The following is a 14,438-nucleotide window of genomic DNA, read 5'->3' as shown; positions in this document are numbered from 1 at the left end:
ACGGTAAAACAAATACGTTGAGAATTAAATCAAGCTCAACAGCGATCTTATGAATAATCTTAATACCTCTATTCGTAAGAAAACGCCTAAAAAGACCCAGAAATAAAGGCGTAAATATAAATACAGTTTTTAAATACGTATCTTTAACACACAAATTATTTTTACTAATAAATCTCTTTAACAAGCTTATTTGTGTCGATTTACCGCTACCTACCAAGCCTACGAATATTAATGTATTACTTAAATTACGAACTTTCATAATTACCTCTTATTAACTATAATGAAAGACATCATTATTACATTTCATACTATGAATACAGCGTATTCATATCGTTCAACATAATTCTTAAGCCCTTATTTAACGATGTAAAAGTTATTTTAAAATTCGATACTAGCCTGTTAACATCAGCGTAACTATGCCTTATGTCCCCGGGCCTCTCCTTCTCGTGAATAATCCTCAAATCATCCCTACCGAGAACCTCCATAACGATCCTCGCCAACTCATTTATTGTAGTCGGCCTCCCAGTACCAATATTATAAATCCCGTTATCAAACAAATCGCTCTCAATGATCCTCAGTATAACCTCGGCCACGTCATTCACGTATATGAAGTCCCTAGTCTGCTCACCATCGCCATAAATAACCAGTGGCTCACCCCTAAGGCCCTCTCGATAAAGCTAGAGATAACGCCTGCGTAGGCCGGGTTCTGACCAGGCCCATAGACATTAAAAAGCCTAAGAATCACGTACCTAAACCCGTAAACCTTACTAAAGTTTCTGATCACCAACTCACCGAGGTACTTACTTAAGCCATATGGCGATAGCGGGTTTATCGGGTGATCCTCAGGAATAGGCAACTTAATTGGGTTTCCATAGACCGCCGCTGAGCTCAGGTAGATAATCCTCGCACTGACCCTACCACACTCATGAGCTACCTTAGCTGTGCCCACGACATTATTCTCAATATAATCAATGGGCCTAACAACAGACTCGGGCACACTAACGTAGGCTGCAGCATGAACAACCACATCAAACCCGCCGCAATCACCGAGGTTCCTAATATCAGCCTTAATAATGGGTATGCCACGCTCCCTAAGCCTATTGACGGCGAACTCCGTAGATCTCTCAAGGCTATCCAAGACAGTGACGTCAAAACCCCTCTCAGCGAGGTATATGGCCAGGTTATGTCCAATAAAGCCCGCACCACCGGTTATGAGAATCCTCATGACTATCGCCTAAATAGGCGCTTAACCCTGAAGCCAAGGCCCTTAACCCTATCAGTAATGCCGAGGTAGGTAATGACAGCGGGAGGCGGGTTAAAGTAATTACCTAGCTCATCAACATTAAACAGGACTATGGACTCACCGGTAAAGCCGATCACGGAATCACCGGCTGGTATAACGCCCATGTGATGATTATAATCAGTGCTATAACCCTCAGCGTAGAGCAGGAACCAATTGTTCAAATCCCTAGAGGCGACAAAGACCTGGGGAGAGCCGAGCGCCGCGACCCAGAGGTCATTAACCTTAATCAGTGACGAGAATTGAACAACCGAGGCGCGTCCATGAACAAACCTCAAAAACCTAAAGCTCCAGCGATCACTATTTGGGTAATAAACCCCTACACCACCCCTAGCAACTCCACTATCCATACCGAAGACAAGCCTATCCCCAAGGGCGATAAAGGGCACGAACTGCCAGGGGCCAACGTATAAGCGCCTCCACGTCCTACCAAGGTCAGGTGAGTACACAACCCTAATGGGGTTGGCATCACCGAGGGTAGCCACTAGCCAATCCCTATACGGGTCATAACCAATGAAGTGGAAGTGCCTTGAGTACTCATCAACAGCCTTATTATCGACAACCTTAACCCAATGCTCAAGATCCTCACTCACGTAAATGCCAGTCGGGGGCTCACCATACTCATGAATAAAGACCTTACCACCAACCTCAACCGCATGCCAGAAGAAGTTACCAGGCCCAGCCTAAGCACAGGCCTAGCCTCATTACCACGAACAAGGAATAACGAATCATCAACACCAACGAGAAATTCACGACCATCACCCCACAGAATAAACCCATGAGACCCACTAAACACGTAAACTTCATCCTTAACACTCAAGCCACTGCCTAATAAAGCCAATGCAAGATCACGTCCCTTCTTAATTAATGCAAATAATGAGCCATTAAATGAGCTGGCACTCAACACCTGTAAATGCCTGACAATCATAAAATCACCCAATGAATACCTTCATGAGCCTAGCCCTAACCTCATCAACATCAAAGAGCCTCAATGCATGTCTCCTAAGTTTCAACCCAGCATCAACAACCTCCTCACGAGACATCGAAAGCACCTGCTCCATCCTATCAACAAGCCCATCAACATCGCCAGGGCTAAACATTAAACCCTCGGCAGGTGTTCCCCGCAAAATCTCGGGAACACCACCAACACGGGAAGCAATGGGTAATGTACCCACGAGCATAGACTCAACAACAGCCGTTGGTAAGGGCTCATGAACAATTGAGGGAAATACTAAGGCCCTAACCCCACCATGAAGCCTAAGTACATCGCTGTGGCTTAAACGACCGAGGAAACTCACAAACCCGTTACCACCTAACTTACCACGAACACTCCCCGCAATAAAAAGCCTAAACTCCAAACCCTTACCCAATGCACGAGCCACTGCATCCATCAAGACGTGAAAGCCCTTAATATAGCTATCACCACCGACATAGAGGAAAGCCCTGGAATCCTCCTTGGAAACGGTAGGTGGGGCATCAAGGACCGGGTTATAAACAACCCTTAACCTACCCCTCAACTCAGGGAACCTACCGCCAATGACGTTAGCCAAGTAATTAGATGCAGATGATGGCGTCGACATCCCTAAGCCAAAGTCTAACAAGGGAATTAACAGGCGTCAAGAGGCCACCAACCAAGGCCCTAAACAAACTCCTATTCTCAAGCAACTCAAGCCTAACACTCGTAGCAACATCATCAAAAACGCCCCTAACCTCCCTATCACTAAACACAACCGAGGAGTAGGAAATGTTGGTGATCATGAACATGAACAACAACTCCTACCAAAACCCTTAACAATGGGAATAAGCGGGTAAGCTAACCTAGGAATATAAACGACGTCAGCATCCCTAACGAGCTTAATGAAGTAGCTCCTCCCTGCAAGCCTTAGTAGGTTAACCCAAAGTAGTGGCTTAGCCCTTACCGATAATAACGGCTCAAAGACAAACCTCACACCCCTAATAGGCTCAACCCTCCTAGAACCAGTAACGACGGTGACATCCGCATGCTCGCTCAACAATTTCGTAATAAAGTACGTAGCCAAAACACCACCCCCACCCTCAGGCCACCAAAGTTCAGAGACTACAAGCACCTTAAGCCTCATGTAATTAATAACGACCTATTAGTTAACTTCACAAACCATATTCTCTCCTTCTATGACACGGCATTTCTCATTTTCAATGCAGTATATCTTAGGTCTAAGCATTTCCAGCCTTTCTCTCTAGCTATGTGATGCTTCCTGCTCTGATAATTAACGCTATTGGTGTAAGCTATTGAACATGTAAATGAACTGTATCGACATTTACTGACTCCTTAAGTAACTTAACCATGTACTTAATTTTGTGCCAGGTCAATGGCTTTTTAACCGGTTCCTTAAAGGTAGGGATTATTTCATACTCATATACATTTGTGGGGTTCGTAATTCCTAGAACCTTTACATTCAACCCCTCCTTCAATTGATACCTCGCCAATGTGTCCACAACGAGTTCTATCCCTCCATAGCCACTAGGTGGTGTTGGATTCAATATGTGCGATGCGTGGAGTATCGATATTTTCATACTATGTCGAACGCCTTAAGTAATTTATCCACGAATCTCAAATTAATCTTAGTTGAAAAGTACCTCACGTATGCTTCTCTGGCGCCCTTCTCAAGCCTTTTAATCATATCCCAATCATTCATTAACTTAATTGTATCCTCAACTATTGTGTCCCAGTTTGAAATATAGACATGCTCTTTATGCCTTAATTCCGGGTGTATGAACTTAACGACTTCAGACGTTATTACTGCCTTACTGAAGAACAATGCTTCTAGCAATCTATTTGATATGCTTCTGTTCGTGATTGGTATAATGACTAATCTAGCCCTTGAATATAGCGTACCTAGTATTTTGTCTGAAAAACCACCATCGATTAAGTGCAGGTTTGGAGGAGGCTTAATCCCTGGAAATACCCTATTCCAATCATTAAGTGAACTACCTGCCATTACGACATTTATATTCCTAAGTCTCTTGGCAATTAAGTATAGGACTATTGCATGCGGCCTTGCCTCGAACTTAAGATACGCTCCAGTCTTGCTAAGGCTTGTGAAGCCTAATACGTAATCATCTTTAATACGGTCTAATTTAGCGAGCGCAAGCTCATCAATTTTATTGGGCTCGTCCTGAACTAGGTAACCGTATGGTGGGTAGAGCTTGAATAGCCTACGGCGAAGTATTGGATATATTTTTCTGGCGAATTCGTACGTGGCATGATCAACGCTTATTGAGGCATTTGCCATAGCCATATACGTCATGTTAGCCATAACACTGGGTATGAATATGGCAATATCCTCGTATGAACCAAACCTAATGTTATCCCTGAACTTAGCAGCCTAATGCTCCACAACCTCAACACCACAGGTAACTTCATGCCCAGCCTACGAAGGAAGAAAATAGGCACCCTGGGAGCTGCAAAAATCACGTCATACTCATCCTTAATAAGTCTCCGCAGGGAATCACTTAACCTCCAATTAAGGAACAAAGACTTAATTGACACAGGTTCGCTAGATCCCACGAGATTCACCGATTTAACCTCATTATCACTACCAACCCTAATAACCCTGGTGCTTAAACTAACCTTGAGATCAAGCACATCAACACTACCCAACTCAGCAAGCGCAGCAGCGAAACCAAGCTCATGCCTATTGAAGAAATCACCGTGCGAAACGTAAAGAAATCTCATAATGCTATGATTCGTATATTACTTCATATTTCCTCGAGAATTTAAGTACGATACTTGATGAATTGCTTGGTATGAATACCCTTTGCCCTATGTTATCTAGGCCTATTGCTATGAGGTAGGGCTGTCCTTTGAGGGGACCAGTAATGTTTATATTGTATATGAATGAGTAGAAGAATAGGGGTGTTCCGATTCTTGGGTCGCTTAGTAATGCCGTGTTCGTGGGCAATAATTGCGCTATAATGTTTGAGATTTTCCATGAGTAGTTGTTCGCCCAGCCTATGCCTAAGACGAATGTATTTGCTGAGTGTGTTGGGTCCTGGATTGCGTAGAATCCTATGATTCCTATTAATATTATTGTGAGTGATATTACGAGTATGTTATTCTTCAGTTTAGCGGCAATATAATATGCCACGTATATCAGTATTAACAGATAGAGCCAGTAGAAGTACCTTCCTCCAAGCCCTGTTGATTGCCTTGCAAAAAAAGTTCAGTATAGTACCTATAAGGCCCAGTAACCCCATTGCCTCTACATAGTTTATTCCAACTTTCTTTTGCCTTATTACCTTGATTATACCATTAATTATTGAGTACGTAAGCATTGCCGCTCCCATAGCGGCACAAGCGCCCATGAGACGAGGAATTTCTGTGTGCCAGCGCCGTACCACGCGTCCAGGCCGTACTGTAGGATTTTTCTAAGCCTAGTAGGAAGTTTATGAAGTTCGTTATTGATGGTGGTATTCCTTCAAAGACTGCTATCCCTGCGTATGTGAATGCCCAGTACCCTATGCCTATTAATGATGGTATCAATAGTGAGCTTCTTAAGGTGCTTTGCGTTAGTGCATTATTTCTTATGAGCATTGGTAATAAGAATGCCAATATGACTAGAACGTATGTTGCGTGAAATATTACGCCTATAAACGAAATCACGCCTAATAATACGGCTTTATTAATGGTGTCTTCAATTCTAGGTAGGATGGCTATAGTCATTAATGCCAGTATTATTGAGACGCCTTGTGCCACTATTTGCGTTAGGCTTATTGGCGGCGTTATAGAGAATAGCATTAATGCTAGGTATGCGGCTTTTTTTTATTATGTAGGTAGTTAATTATTATCAGGTAGGTACTTAATAAATATGTAATATATAGTGTATATTTAAGAAATAGGTAGTAAATAGGCACATTTAGCAGTGAGACTCCCATTACTGAGGCTACCATGTATGTTAGTGCAGGTTCAGCATCAAATGGCTGGTAATAATCATTCTCAAAGTACTTAAGCGGTATCCACTTACCGTTTTCTGAAATGGCTGTTGCAAAACCTGCTGTGAATCTAACATCATCACCCAGTGGGTATGAATTATATAGGTTAACTATTGTGTAGGGGATTAAATTCAGTAGGATAACGAGTAATAGAAGGAGTTTATCGTTATCTTTGTTATTAGTGCTGCTTATATTCATACTCAGTATTAACCATACTGTGAACCCTAATATGATAGAGTTAAATATCGGGAATACATGAAGTAAGGCCTTCTCCGTCAAGATTAATGAACCAATAATATAAATCACCATTAATGATATCAATACATACTTATTGCCTATCGACTTATTTCTTCGGCTTTTCACAAATACATTTATGATTAATATTACAATCCATACTATATAGAGTAGTAATGTGTATTGTACAATGGGTTGATTAAGTAATTGCAATAAATTCACAGGTAACTACTCAAGATTAGATATATTCAGTAACGATCTAATCGTTAATTTAACAGCCTCAATAGAGTTGTGCCTAGGCTTGAAGCCGATCGCCCTGAGTCTATCTATCCTTAGGGCTATCCTCTTCACGTCTCCTGGCCAGCCCACGCCGTGTAGAACAGGCTTGTGCATTATCTTCACGTTGCTTAGTTTTAGTTCGTTGAGTATTACGCCTACTATGTCGTTTACTGTTATCCAGTCCTCATTACCCACGTTGTAAACCTCGTAATTGCCCGTGGAGTATTTCCAAGCAAGCATTGTTGCCTCCACAGCGTCGTCGATATATAGGTAGCTCCTGACCTGGGTCCCGTCGCCGAGGACCTCGAGTTCGCTCGTGTTCTTCCTGAGCTTCATTAGTAGGTCATAGGTTACGCCATGCCTTAGCCTGGGCCCTACTATGTTGGCGTACCTGAGTATCACGGCCTTAATGCCGTAAAGCTACTGTAGGCGTGTATCAGGTCCTCGCAGGCCGCCTTACTAGCCCATAGACCGATACCGGCCTCACCGGGGCTTCTTCACCCACGGGTATTTCCTCTGGCTCGCCGTATACCGAGCTTGATGATGCGAAGATTAACTCCCTGACCCCAAATTTCCTCATTGCCTCGAGTAGGTTGAAGGTTGCCACCACGTTCTCCTCGAAGTGTGTCCTTGGATTCGTGGTGCTTAACCTAACCTCCGGGTTTGCCGCGAAGTGGAATACCGCGTCGACTCCCCTAACCGCCTCCTCTGCGTCTGACTCGTTTTTTTAGGTCTCCCTTTATGAATTCTAGGTTTGGGTTACCCTCGAGGTGTTTCAGGTTTTCTAACCTGCCCGTGCTTAGGTTGTCTATGACCCTCACACTGTGACCCTCGTTGATTAGTTTATCGACGATGTGGCTTCCTATGAAGCCTGCGCCGCCTGTGACCAGTACTGCCCTATTTCTCATAGAGCTTAAGCGCCTCCCTGGCTATTTCGTTCCAACTCTTAATATTTACCCTGCCCCTTGCTCCTAGTTTTCTCGCTAGTTCCTTGTCCGTGAGTATTGTGATTATCGCGTTTGCCAGGGCCTTTACATCCCTTGGTGGCACCAGTATTCCGTTCTCCATGTTCTTAACCCTGTACGGTATTCCGCCGACCGTTGTTGCTATTACTGGTTTTTGCCTTGCCCATGCTTCGCTGATTACCATTGGGTATACTTCGACATAGTTGCTTATGCTTGGTAATACTAGGGCTGTTGATGCGTCTAGGGCGCCTATTTTCTCCCTGTCACTTACGTAGCCTAGGAAGAGGACTCTATCCCTTATGCCTAGTTTATTGGTTAGGTCGATGTACGGTCTTTGATCTCCAGGTCCAATAATTATTAACAGCGAGTCCTTAACCTCGTTGTTCACGATTCTCATAGCCCTTATTAGGTATTCAATGCCCTTTAGTGGGTGTAACCTGCCTATATACAGAACGTAGTCGCTCGTTATATTTCTCGATTCCCTAAACTGATCACCCAAGTACTCAGTGTTTAGTAGCTCGTTGCTTATGCCATCTGGCACGTAATAAATATTATCAGCATTTGCACCGTATTTACTCGTTAATAATTCCTTATCTCTTAGGCTCCTCACCATATATATGTCAAACTCCTTCAGGGCCTTCCTCGTCATCTTGCTTGAGTACTTTGAACCTATGAGTTTAACCAGTGGGTTTGGGTGGTCGTTTAGGGCGTCCACTGCCATGAAGTGCATGGCTGTCTTTACGCTGTGCCTCTTGGCATGCTCGAGCATCTTCATTGTGAATAGGCTGTTTTGGCTGTGCCCGTGCACAATGTCTGCATTCCTAATTATGTCAGGGTACTCCAGTGGTAGGTTAAGTCTGGGTAGCCGGCTAGCCTAATCGCCTTAACCCTATGCACGTGCACACCATTTATGACCTCCTCCCTAGGCCTATTCGCAGCCCCATAAGTGCTTGCCACCACGTGCACCTCGTGGCCAAGCCTAGCCTGCTCCTCAGCTAGTGCCTTAACGGCGTTTTCCAAGCCACCAATCACGGGCCAGTAGTGGTGGTGTACGTGTATTATCTTCATCTTAACCCTTCACGTACTCCCTTTAATATTGCTGGTAGGTGCCAGGGTCTGTATAGTGTTAGTATTAAGGCGCCGGTTATTAGGTACCAGGTTTCTAACGGTTGCCTAAACCACTTCCTTATGAACCTCGTATGGTTTCTCGCCTTCCAGTACATCCTATCCCTCATCGGCATTTCTGCCTGTTTCCTCCATATTCTAGACCCAGGTGGTATACGTAGACCTGGGGATCGATGATTAGCCTATAGCCTAGTCGTTTAATTTGCTCGTGAACATCACTCTCCTCCCTGAAGGCGGTGCCTAGGTATTCCCCGCTATACTGGACTTTGCCAATTAGATCCTGTTTAATCATGTAGAAGGGTGTTAAGTATTCGGCGTATCTTGGCCCATTTCTTACGTCTAGGAGAATATAGCCGAGTATCTTTGTTAATGCGTCTGCTATCGGTATTGGCGCGTTTAGGAAGAAGTCTGGGTCTACCATGCGTTTATTCACCATAACTACCCTGCCTCCAACCGCCCCTACGTCCTTTATCCTAAGCCACCTAGCCATCCTAGCCGGGTATTCTGGGCTTGGTAATACGTAGTCATCATCAGCCATTACTGCGTATCTGCAGTTGCATTCCGTGGCAAGTTTCAGTAGTTTGTTTCTCGCGTTTACTGAGCCTGACCTTCCCCTGCCTAATACATATGTTATTTTACCATTATAAGCCTTATTTAATTTAGATAAGACCTCCTCATACTTGCCAACTTCCTCCTCCCTCATTGACTCGGCAACGATAATAGCCCTGGATACCCACCTTGACCTAAGCCATGTGGGTAATGTCAACCCTATAATATTTGCCCTATTGTATGACGGTATTAACACGCATAGTGAATCGCTCATGCTATCCACCTCTACCTTTCACCGCTTAGATTCATGCGATTCACGGCTCCAGGTTATGGTTGGCTTGAGCCTAATGACCTTAACACCATTAATCAACTCCTCCCTGGGCAGTGAGCCAACACCACCCCTCCTAAGCCTATTATAGGTCACTACATAAACCTCATGCCCCCTCCTAGCCATGTACTCGGCTATATGCTTAACCACATCCTCAACACCACCAATAACAGGCGTGTAGAGAGGGGCTACGTGGATTATCCTCATGGTTTCTTGAATATTAGAATTTTAGATGGCGGCCAGGGTAATAGTTTCATTATTGTGCTATGGTATATGTCGTATGTTTTTATTAATTGTAGTTTCTTTTGTTGTGCTTGCTTTATTATGTTTTTTTATCGTTACTTCGAAGTTTATGTAATAGCCCTGCTTTATGGCTATTACCTGCCTTAATTTATTAGGTAATACGTATATTATTGGCCATTTAGTGTGTGGTTCTATTATGTATTGTAAATTCGGTATTTGTATTATTAAATAACTGCCTCTCTTAAGTATTCTTTGTGATTCTTGAATGAATTTATTAGGTTGTGGTAAATGTTCAATAAGTGATATTGCAAGTATACTGTTTACGGAGTTATCCCTAAAGGGCATCATTTGCGCATCTGCTTGGATTCGTTCAATGTTATTCCCAATCACGTTTTTAACAACGTTATACTCAATATCCAATGCTATAACAACATGTCCCTGATTGCTCAATGTTCTGCTAAAGAAGCCGCCGCCGCAACCTGCATCAAGGATTAACTTACTATCCCTAATATATCTATTCATTATTAAATAATATTTAATGTTTCTCTCTTCATAAAGCCCCAACTTACTTGCTATGTAAACACCAATCCTATAGAATAATGATGACATTTAAGCCTGTCAGGTATTTCGTTAGATACGCCTTATTTAATGTAATATAATATTAAGTGTCTTCGGTCCAGCATACCAGCTACAATAGCCACAGTACTTATGATGGAACGCCCAATAGATCCTTGAGTTCCTTGAGCGCCTTTTCCAGTTCTTCGTTCCACTTTACTCTGCCCTTCAGCTCCTCTATTCGTTTTATCAACTCCCTTATGAGGCTTATTACTGCTGTTGCCGCCTCCTGCCTATCCCTGAATTTTGATAGGGCTAGGTCTGGGTCTGGCCCATTGTATTGATAATCATGTAGGTTGAGCGCCCTGTCGGTTATGAATGACAGCCTCTCATGGCCAACCTCCTCGAGCATTTGTGATAGCCTAACCATCCTCGTTGTTGGAACCCTTGGAACAGCCCTATTGACTAGCCAATTCCTCTCCTCCTCAGTCCTTGCAACCTGGATTAGCTTATCAAGCTCGAGCCTCAGTAAGGCAGCCAACAAGGCCCTCCATGCCTGGAAGGCCTTGCCGGCCGCGTTCCTCACCAAGCCCTTGCCTAGGAACTCAAGGGCCAATCTAGCCTCGATCAAGGCCTCCAAAAGCCTAGCATTAATGTAGTCCTCCATACTCGGCTTAGGCAAAGGCCTCTCAAGGGCTTCTGTGTTCATGCTGGTTCATTTAATTGCCATGGGTTTAAATAGTCATTGTCTCGTTGGCGCCTCGGGCCTAGTCTGATCGAGGTCATCATGTTAATTCCCGTAGCGCTTTTCTCACTGCCTCCCTGTGTAGCGGTGTTTGCCATGCCACATACTTCCCAATACCGAGTTCTGGGTCCCTCTCTGGTGGTGGTTGGTCTATCCACTGGTTTGGGTCTCTCTTGGGTAGGAAGTATAGGATGAGGTTTCTCTCGATGAGCTCATTAATTAGTTCCTCGGGCGCGTTGAACCATAGGTAGTCAGGGTCATTAACGGCCTCCCCTAGGTGGTTTGACCACTTCTTAATGAAGCTGTGTGATAGGTCCTTCTCCTTAATGAGCTTGTTCACTACCTCGTCTATGTTCCAGTCAACTTTGTATAGATTCTCTAGCATTGCTGGGTTCCCTCCGGTTGTTTTCCAGACCTCTTCGAATGGTGGCTTGTTGCTGGGTATTTGATCGTATAATTGTTTAAAGCTGTCCTTCGCCATGTTCCACATGGGGGTTGACCAGGCCCACCTGTGGCGTCCGATCTCCCTCAGGCTAACGCCCTCACTCGTGGCTGCTATGGTGACTATCCTTTCGTAGCTTTCTGGTGGGTATTCGATTAGGTTCAACAAAGCCTTTACGTATATTGCTGATTCCTTTACGCCGAGTATTTGGAAGGCGTCGTCAACTATTACGGCTATTTTGCCTCTTGTTGCCTTAATCAACTCCTTAGCCATGTCGAAGGCCAACCAAGCCAACCTACCAAGGGCATTTTGGCTAATGACCTCCCTAACAAGCCTCATGAACTCCCCCCTCAAATCAACAATGCTCAACTCAGCAAGAACCTCCTTATTAATTGGGTTTACGTAAATCACCTCAAAGCCAAGCTCCTTAAGGAATTCAGCAGACTGTAGGAGCCAGGCAGTCTTGCCACAACCCTCAGGACCATAAACCACCTGAACAGGGTATGTGCCCCTCTCGGCCCAATCCTCAATGAGCCTGAGGGCTTGCTCCCTATTAACGAACTCGACTTCCCTACCTGCGAATCTGAGTCTGATCCTCCTCACGGCCTAACCTCCTCCAGCGTTCTTCTAACGGCCTCTCTGTGGAGTGGGCTTTGCCATGCGACGTACTTCCCAATGCCCAGCTCCAAGTCCCTCCCAGGCGGTGGCTCATCAACCCATTGGTATTCATCTCTTTCGGGTATGTCGTCGATTATTAGGTTTAATTCGACGAGCCTATCCATTAGGGGTATCCTCTCCCTAGTGAATAACGTATCTGGATCCTCAACAGCCTCTAAAAGCCAGGCTCTTTCGTTGCCTGGGAGGGTTGATACAAATGTTCTCAGCCTCTTCCTGTTAATTATATCATTAACCACCTTATTAACGTCCCAATTAGCCTCATAAAGGCTCCCCAGCATCCTTGGGTTACCTCCGGTTATTTTCCAAACCTCCTCGAAGCCCGGCTTACTTCCCGGTATTTGTTCGTATAGTTGCTTGAGGCCCTCCCTCGCCATGTTCCACATGGGTCTTAGGTTTGCCCACTCATGCCTACCTATTTCACGCCTCGAAACGCCCTCACTGGTGGCTACTATGGTTAGTATTTTCTCATACCTCTCGGGTGGGTATTCGATTAGGTTCAACAAAGCCTTTACGTATATTGCTGATTCCTTTACGCCGAGTATTTGGAAGGCGTCGTCAACTATTACGGCTATTTTGCCTCTTGTTGCCTTAATCAACTCCTTAGCCATGTCGAAGGCCAACCAAGCCAACCTACCAAGGGCATTTTGGCTAATGACCTCCCTAACAAGCCTCATGAACTCCCCCCTCAACTCCTTAACACTAAACTCGGCGAGGACCTCCCTATCAATGGGATTAACGTAAACAACGTCAAAGCCCAATTCTCTGAGCAACTCCGCTGATTGAAGGAGCCATGCGGTTTTTCCGCAGCCCTCTGGTCCGTAGACCACCTCCACAAGCCTCATACCCCTATCAACCCAATCCTCAACACGCCTAAGGGCAAGATCCCTATCAACGAAGTCAACCTGTAGTCCCTGTGCTAGGGGCAGTTTAATCCTCCTCATGGCCTAACACCCTCTAATGCCCTCCTGATGGCTTCCCTGTGTAGTGGCGTTTGCCACGCAACACGCCTACCAATGCCCAGCTCAGGATCCTTCTCTGGCGGTGGTTCATCAATCCATAGGTATGGCTTCCTGTCCGATATGTCGAGTACCAGGTTCAGTTCTATTAATTTGTCCATTAACGGTACTCCCTCCCTCGTGAATAATGCGTCTGGGTCATCCACAGTCTCCGCCAATACGCGCTTCTCGCTACCGCTTAATGAGTTAATGAGTATGTCGATGCCCCTCCCCCTAATGAACCCCTCAATCACCCTGTCGGTGTTCCAACCAGCCCTGTATAATTCCTCGAGAATCCTCGGGTTTCCACCGGTCAACCTCCATACCTCCTCGAAGCCCGGCTTATCTCCGGGCACCTGCTCATAGAGTTGCCTGAATCCTTCCCTGGGCATGTTCCATATCGGCATTATCTCAGCCACGTGTGTCTGCCGATCTCGCGCCTTGAGACGCCCTCGCTCGTTGCTGCTATCGTAATTATCCTCTCGTACATTTCCGGTGGGTATTCAATGAGGTTTAGCAGTGCCTTTACATACAATGCCGACTCCTTAACGCCGATTACCTGGAATGCATCATCAACGATGACCGCTATTTTGCCCCTCGTTAATTTAATTAACTCCTTGGCCATGTCGAAGGCCAGCCAAGCCAATTTACCAAGGGCGTTCTGGGCAATGGCTTCTCTCGCCAGTGTGAGGAACCTACTCCGTAAATCAGTGATACTGAACTCAGCAAGAACCTCCTTGTTGGGTATATTGATGTAGATAACGTCGAAGCCGAGTTCCTTAAGGAGTTCCACAGACTGTAGGAGCCAGGCAGTCTTGCCACAACCCTCAGGACCATAAACAACTTGCACCGGGAAAGTGCCCTTCTCAGCCCAATCCCTAACCTGTCCAAGGGCTTTCTCCCTATCAACGAATTCCACCTGGGTATTGGCGAAGCTAAGCCTAATCCTCCTCATCGTGTCCTGGTACATTTGCCTTACTGATGCCCTTAATTCCGCTTTGTCCCTAGCTCAAGCTCCTCAACTTTATT

General features: G+C 45.1%; 20 protein-coding genes and 3 pseudogenes. All 23 read right to left on the bottom strand.

From position 1 onward, the window contains the following. Nucleotides 1-308: 308 nt before the first annotated feature. The 23 genes and pseudogenes from JCM16161_RS10135 to JCM16161_RS10035 all read right to left on the bottom strand — a co-directional run bounded on the left by JCM16161_RS10135 (nt 309) and on the right by JCM16161_RS10035 (nt 14,364). Nucleotides 309-1,225: pseudogene (locus JCM16161_RS10135) on the bottom strand (NAD-dependent epimerase/dehydratase family protein). A 2-nt stretch (nt 1,226-1,227) separates the two neighbouring features. Then, nucleotides 1,228-1,893 carry a hypothetical protein gene (locus JCM16161_RS10130; RefSeq protein ID WP_054855773.1) on the bottom strand — a complete coding sequence of 222 codons (666 nt, stop codon included), beginning with the start codon at nt 1,891-1,893 and terminating at the stop codon, nt 1,228-1,230. Next, nucleotides 1,890-2,207 carry a hypothetical protein gene (locus tag JCM16161_RS10125; protein ID WP_243671339.1) on the bottom strand — a complete coding sequence of 106 codons (318 nt, stop codon included), beginning with the start codon at nt 2,205-2,207 and terminating at the stop codon, nt 1,890-1,892. The genes JCM16161_RS10130 and JCM16161_RS10125 overlap by 4 nt, the downstream gene beginning before the upstream one ends. A 25-nt stretch (nt 2,208-2,232) precedes the next feature. Beyond that, a complete protein-coding gene (locus JCM16161_RS10120; RefSeq protein ID WP_054855771.1) occupies nt 2,233-2,880 on the bottom strand; it encodes a glycosyltransferase in 648 nt (215 codons plus the stop codon). Then, complete coding sequence (locus JCM16161_RS10115) at nt 2,855-3,058, bottom strand: hypothetical protein (RefSeq protein WP_243671338.1); 204 nt, start codon at nt 3,056-3,058, stop codon at nt 2,855-2,857. The genes JCM16161_RS10120 and JCM16161_RS10115 overlap by 26 nt, the downstream gene beginning before the upstream one ends. Then, entirely contained in the window at nt 3,055-3,399 is a 345-nt protein-coding gene (locus JCM16161_RS10110; RefSeq protein ID WP_054855769.1) for a hypothetical protein, read from the bottom strand. Before JCM16161_RS10110 ends, JCM16161_RS10115 begins: the two co-directional genes overlap by 4 nt. A 166-nt stretch (nt 3,400-3,565) precedes the next feature. After that, nucleotides 3,566-3,853 (bottom strand): hypothetical protein, encoded by a 288-nt coding sequence (locus JCM16161_RS10105; protein ID WP_054855768.1) that lies wholly within the window; start codon nt 3,851-3,853, stop codon nt 3,566-3,568. Then, the gene (locus JCM16161_RS10100) at nt 3,850-4,596 is read right to left on the bottom strand and encodes a glycosyltransferase (protein WP_054855767.1); all 747 of its coding nucleotides are present in this window, start codon (nt 4,594-4,596) and stop codon (nt 3,850-3,852) included. The genes JCM16161_RS10105 and JCM16161_RS10100 overlap by 4 nt, the downstream gene beginning before the upstream one ends. Then, the gene (locus tag JCM16161_RS10095) at nt 4,584-5,015 is read right to left on the bottom strand and encodes a hypothetical protein (protein ID WP_054855766.1); all 432 of its coding nucleotides are present in this window, start codon (nt 5,013-5,015) and stop codon (nt 4,584-4,586) included. The genes JCM16161_RS10100 and JCM16161_RS10095 overlap by 13 nt, the downstream gene beginning before the upstream one ends. A 4-nt stretch (nt 5,016-5,019) precedes the next feature. After that, nucleotides 5,020-5,427 carry a hypothetical protein gene (locus JCM16161_RS10090; RefSeq protein ID WP_054855765.1) on the bottom strand — a complete coding sequence of 136 codons (408 nt, stop codon included), beginning with the start codon at nt 5,425-5,427 and terminating at the stop codon, nt 5,020-5,022. 164 nt (nt 5,428-5,591) lie between these two features. After that, the gene (locus JCM16161_RS10085) at nt 5,592-6,077 is read right to left on the bottom strand and encodes a hypothetical protein (protein ID WP_054855764.1); all 486 of its coding nucleotides are present in this window, start codon (nt 6,075-6,077) and stop codon (nt 5,592-5,594) included. 5 nt (nt 6,078-6,082) lie between these two features. Continuing rightward, entirely contained in the window at nt 6,083-6,727 is a 645-nt protein-coding gene (locus tag JCM16161_RS10080) for a hypothetical protein (RefSeq protein WP_054855763.1), read from the bottom strand. Nucleotides 6,728-6,733: 6 nt separating this feature from the next. Next, nucleotides 6,734-7,692 (bottom strand): annotated as a pseudogene (locus JCM16161_RS10075) (NAD-dependent epimerase/dehydratase family protein). Continuing rightward, entirely contained in the window at nt 7,682-8,557 is an 876-nt protein-coding gene (locus JCM16161_RS10070) for a glycosyltransferase family 4 protein (protein ID WP_243671337.1), read from the bottom strand. The pseudogene JCM16161_RS10075 and the gene JCM16161_RS10070 overlap by 11 nt, the downstream one beginning before the upstream one ends. A 17-nt stretch (nt 8,558-8,574) precedes the next feature. Beyond that, on the bottom strand, nt 8,575-8,817 hold the full coding sequence (locus JCM16161_RS17990) for a glycosyltransferase (protein WP_243671336.1): 243 nt from the start codon (nt 8,815-8,817) through the stop codon (nt 8,575-8,577). Further along, a complete protein-coding gene (locus JCM16161_RS17985; RefSeq protein ID WP_243671335.1) occupies nt 8,814-8,990 on the bottom strand; it encodes a hypothetical protein in 177 nt (58 codons plus the stop codon). Before JCM16161_RS17985 ends, JCM16161_RS17990 begins: the two co-directional genes overlap by 4 nt. Next, on the bottom strand, nt 8,981-9,697 hold the full coding sequence (locus tag JCM16161_RS10065; protein ID WP_054855762.1) for a glycosyltransferase: 717 nt from the start codon (nt 9,695-9,697) through the stop codon (nt 8,981-8,983). Before JCM16161_RS10065 ends, JCM16161_RS17985 begins: the two co-directional genes overlap by 10 nt. Before the next feature lie 18 nt (nt 9,698-9,715). Then, nucleotides 9,716-9,958, bottom strand: coding sequence for a glycosyltransferase (locus JCM16161_RS10060; protein ID WP_054855761.1), 243 nt, complete (start codon nt 9,956-9,958; stop codon nt 9,716-9,718). Nucleotides 9,959-10,015: 57 nt separating this feature from the next. Next, nucleotides 10,016-10,603, bottom strand: coding sequence for a class I SAM-dependent methyltransferase (locus tag JCM16161_RS10055; RefSeq protein WP_054855760.1), 588 nt, complete (start codon nt 10,601-10,603; stop codon nt 10,016-10,018). Between the two features lie 97 nt (nt 10,604-10,700). Continuing rightward, entirely contained in the window at nt 10,701-11,258 is a 558-nt protein-coding gene (locus JCM16161_RS10050; protein WP_054855759.1) for a PaREP1 family protein, read from the bottom strand. Between the two features lie 76 nt (nt 11,259-11,334). After that, the gene (locus JCM16161_RS10045; protein ID WP_054855758.1) at nt 11,335-12,339 is read right to left on the bottom strand and encodes an ATP-binding protein; all 1,005 of its coding nucleotides are present in this window, start codon (nt 12,337-12,339) and stop codon (nt 11,335-11,337) included. Next, on the bottom strand, nt 12,336-13,355 hold the full coding sequence (locus JCM16161_RS10040; protein WP_054855757.1) for an ATP-binding protein: 1,020 nt from the start codon (nt 13,353-13,355) through the stop codon (nt 12,336-12,338). The genes JCM16161_RS10045 and JCM16161_RS10040 overlap by 4 nt, the downstream gene beginning before the upstream one ends. Continuing rightward, a pseudogene (locus tag JCM16161_RS10035) lies at nt 13,352-14,364 on the bottom strand (ATP-binding protein). The gene JCM16161_RS10040 and the pseudogene JCM16161_RS10035 overlap by 4 nt, the downstream one beginning before the upstream one ends. Between the last annotated feature and the right edge of the window lie 74 nt (nt 14,365-14,438).

It is taken from the genome of Vulcanisaeta sp. JCM 16161, assembly GCF_001316285.1.
This window is presented reverse-complemented; position numbering and strand designations above follow the sequence as displayed.

Bases quoted from the DNA above. Each gene is read 5' to 3' on its own strand.
- JCM16161_RS10085 (WP_054855764.1), bottom strand. From the start codon at position 6,077: ATGCTATTCTCTATAACGCCGCCAATAAGCCTAACGCAAATAGTGGCA.
- JCM16161_RS10065 (WP_054855762.1), bottom strand. From the start codon at position 9,697: ATGAGCGATTCACTATGCGTGTTAATACCGTCATACAATAGGGCAAAT.
- JCM16161_RS10100 (WP_054855767.1), bottom strand. From the start codon at position 4,596: ATGGCTAACATGACGTATATGGCTATGGCAAATGCCTCAATAAGCGTT.
- JCM16161_RS10060 (WP_054855761.1), bottom strand. From the start codon at position 9,958: ATGAGGATAATCCACGTAGCCCCTCTCTACACGCCTGTTATTGGTGGT.
- JCM16161_RS10050 (WP_054855759.1), bottom strand. From the start codon at position 11,258: ATGAACACAGAAGCCCTTGAGAGGCCTTTGCCTAAGCCGAGTATGGAG.
- JCM16161_RS10120 (WP_054855771.1), bottom strand. From the start codon at position 2,880: ATGTCGACGCCATCATCTGCATCTAATTACTTGGCTAACGTCATTGGC.
- JCM16161_RS10105 (WP_054855768.1), bottom strand. From the start codon at position 3,853: ATGAAAATATCGATACTCCACGCATCGCACATATTGAATCCAACACCA.
- JCM16161_RS10040 (WP_054855757.1), bottom strand. From the start codon at position 13,355: ATGAGGAGGATTAAACTGCCCCTAGCACAGGGACTACAGGTTGACTTC.
- JCM16161_RS17990 (WP_243671336.1), bottom strand. From the start codon at position 8,817: ATGAAGATAATACACGTACACCACCACTACTGGCCCGTGATTGGTGGC.
- JCM16161_RS10055 (WP_054855760.1), bottom strand. From the start codon at position 10,603: ATGTCATCATTATTCTATAGGATTGGTGTTTACATAGCAAGTAAGTTG.
- JCM16161_RS10110 (WP_054855769.1), bottom strand. From the start codon at position 3,399: ATGAGGCTTAAGGTGCTTGTAGTCTCTGAACTTTGGTGGCCTGAGGGT.
- JCM16161_RS10095 (WP_054855766.1), bottom strand. From the start codon at position 5,015: ATGAGATTTCTTTACGTTTCGCACGGTGATTTCTTCAATAGGCATGAG.
- JCM16161_RS10115 (WP_243671338.1), bottom strand. From the start codon at position 3,058: ATGATCACCAACATTTCCTACTCCTCGGTTGTGTTTAGTGATAGGGAG.
- JCM16161_RS17985 (WP_243671335.1), bottom strand. From the start codon at position 8,990: ATGCCGATGAGGGATAGGATGTACTGGAAGGCGAGAAACCATACGAGG.